This is a genomic window from Microbacterium sp. ISL-103 (assembly GCF_018613995.1).
GTDB lineage: Bacteria > Actinomycetota > Actinomycetes > Actinomycetales > Microbacteriaceae > Microbacterium.
The window spans coordinates 1-2,284 of record NZ_JAGGPD010000535.1 but is presented as its reverse complement, the minus strand read 5'-3'; the positions used below and the strand labels follow the sequence as shown (position 1 = coordinate 2,284).

Sequence of the window (2,284 nt, the reverse complement as noted above, 5' to 3'; positions counted from 1 at the left end):
GACCTACGCGGCACAGGATCTGATCATGCCGCTGGACGCGTGCTTCGAGGCGCACGATGTCTCGCCGCGGGATCACTGGTACCCCTTCGTCGTCGACGATGTGACGTATGAGGACGGCGTGTGGGCCGTGCCGCAGTTCTATCAGCCGCCGGCGATTTTGCTGAACAAGGCGGTACTCGACGAGGCAGGTGTCTCGGCGGAGGAGTTGGAGCCGTCGAAGCCGGATGCCCTGGTGGGAGCGATCGGGAAGATCTACCAGGAGTCGGGCGGAGTGCCGACCCGGCTGGGGTTCGACCCGGTCGCGACCGGCCAGGGTGGGCTCTGGGTGCTGGCGATGGGCGGGCAGCTCAACGATGAAGACGGCGCTCCCACGCTGGACGATCCGAGCAACGTCGCCGGTCTCGAGATGCTGAAGGAGATCACGGACGCCCAGGGCGGATTCGCGTCGCTGAAGAGCTTCACCGACTCCTTCGACACCTTCGGCGACAACAACCAGTATGTGGCCGGGCAGGTCGGCGGGCAGGTGAACGCCCAGTGGTACCCCAACGTACTCTCCCCGTATGTCGACCAGCTCGAGCTCGAAGCGGTCCCGTTCCGCTCATCGGATGGCGAGCCCTTCTCGGTCGCGTCAGGCACGGCGTTCGTGATCCCGGTCGGTGCGGAGAACCCCGCAGCGGCCTGCGAATGGATGGTGGAACTCACCTCCGACGAGGCCTGGAACGCCGCCGGCGAGGCGCGTGCCGAGATCCGCGAGCAGGATGGCGGCATCAACACCGGCCTCTTCACCGGGTCGCCCGCGTCCGACCAGGCGATCCGCGACCAGTGGGTCGCCGAGAGCGGCAGCGCCGGTTTCGATCAGGTGATCTCGACCTACTACGACGTCGTCGAGTACGGAGAGTCGTTCGGCTCGTCGCCCGCCGGTCAGGAAATCCAGAACGAGCTCAACAACGCCATCACTGCGGCGCTGCTCGGCGACAAGTCCATCGAGGATGCCCTGGCTGACGCTCAGGACGCGGCGATGCGCGCATACGAGAAGACGGCCGGCTGATCGCCAGGCCCGGTGGATGAGAAGACCCGACGACGAGGAGAACGGCATGACTGACCACGCACACACACCCCGCAGGGCGATCGTCACGGCCGGCGATTCGGGAATCGGACGCGCCACGGCGGTGGCGCTCGCCACCGCCGGGATGGACGTGGCGATCACGTGGCATTCCGATCAGGCGGGCGCCGAGCAGACCGCCGAGGAGGTGCGCACCCACGGAGCACGGGCGATCACGGGGGAACTCGACGTCGCCGACATCCCCGCATGCGGCGACGTGATCGACGGACTGATCGCGGAGCTGGGCGGCCTCGACGTCTTCGTGAACAACGCGGGGACGGGGACGTCGACTCCGTTCCTCGACCTCGCGTTTGATGACTGGAAGCACGTCATCGACACCGACCTCACCGGTGCTTTCGTATGCCTGCAGCGCGCCGCGCGCGCGATGGTCGCGGCGGGCAACGGCGGCCGTCTGATCGCCGTGACCAGCGTGCACGCGCATCAGCCGATGGTCGGTGCGAGCGCGTACGACGCCGCGAAGCACGGACTGGGCGGACTGATGAAGAACCTCGCCCTCGAGCTGGGCTCGGCGGGGATCAGCGCGGTCAGCGTCGCCCCCGGCGAGATCGCGACCCCGATGACCGGGCAGACGGATGTGGATCCTCACACGCAGGACCGCCCCGGCATCCCGCTGGGACGCCCGGGGGACGCGCGCGAGGTCGCTGCGCTGATCGCGTTCCTCGCGTCGCCTCCGGCCGCCTACATCTCCGGGGCGTCGGTGGTTNNACTCGCACGAGTGGCGGAAGGCCTGACCCCCGCGCGCGGCTAGATCTCCTCGCTGCTCTCGAGGAGCCACGGGGGCTCCGTCTCGGTCACGACGGTGGAGCGCGACGACGCGATGCGGTCCCGCATCTCCTGCACGGTCTCCCCGTTGTCCGGCTCCTCGAGCTGGGAGTTGGTCGACTCGACCGTGAGCTCGGTGCTCGGGGTGAGCAGGAAAGACGCATCGACGATGTTCCCGTCCGGGCTGACGACCCGCAGGGTCACCGTGTCGGCATTCCCCACGCTCGCCAGCACTCGCGCGTAGTCCATCAGCGTGTCCGCCGCGTCATCACCCACGAGAACCGACTTCTCGGCATACTTCACGTGCTTCATCATCCGCTCCTCTCGATCATTCTCATGCCAGGCAACCCTTCCGACTTCGCTGCAGACAGGGGCTTGACGATCGACGCGAGAAGGTCC

The 2,284-nt window shown here is 67.7% G+C and carries 3 protein-coding genes; 2 read left to right on the top strand and 1 reads right to left on the bottom strand.

Going from position 1 to position 2,284, the window contains the following annotated elements; genetic code table 11:
• Together J7E68_RS17220 and J7E68_RS17215 are read left to right on the top strand one after the other, a co-directional pair.
• A partial coding sequence (locus J7E68_RS17220) for an extracellular solute-binding protein (RefSeq protein ID WP_215174655.1) occupies positions 1-1,048 on the top strand: 1,048 nt, incomplete at its 5' end.
• A gap of 46 nt (positions 1,049-1,094) precedes the next feature.
• Entirely contained in the window at positions 1,095-1,871 is a 777-nt protein-coding gene (locus tag J7E68_RS17215; RefSeq protein WP_215174653.1) for an SDR family oxidoreductase, read from the top strand.
• Here J7E68_RS17215 and J7E68_RS17210 read toward each other — a convergent pair.
• Entirely contained in the window at positions 1,868-2,197 is a 330-nt protein-coding gene (locus J7E68_RS17210) for a hypothetical protein (protein ID WP_215174651.1), read from the bottom strand. The genes J7E68_RS17215 and J7E68_RS17210 overlap by 4 nt on opposite strands.
• Between the last annotated feature and the right edge of the window lie 87 nt (positions 2,198-2,284).

Excerpts from the sequence above, each read along its gene's own strand:
- J7E68_RS17210 (WP_215174651.1), bottom strand. The coding sequence starts at position 2,197 with ATGAAGCACGTGAAGTATGCCGAGAAGTCGGTTCTCGTGGGTGATGAC.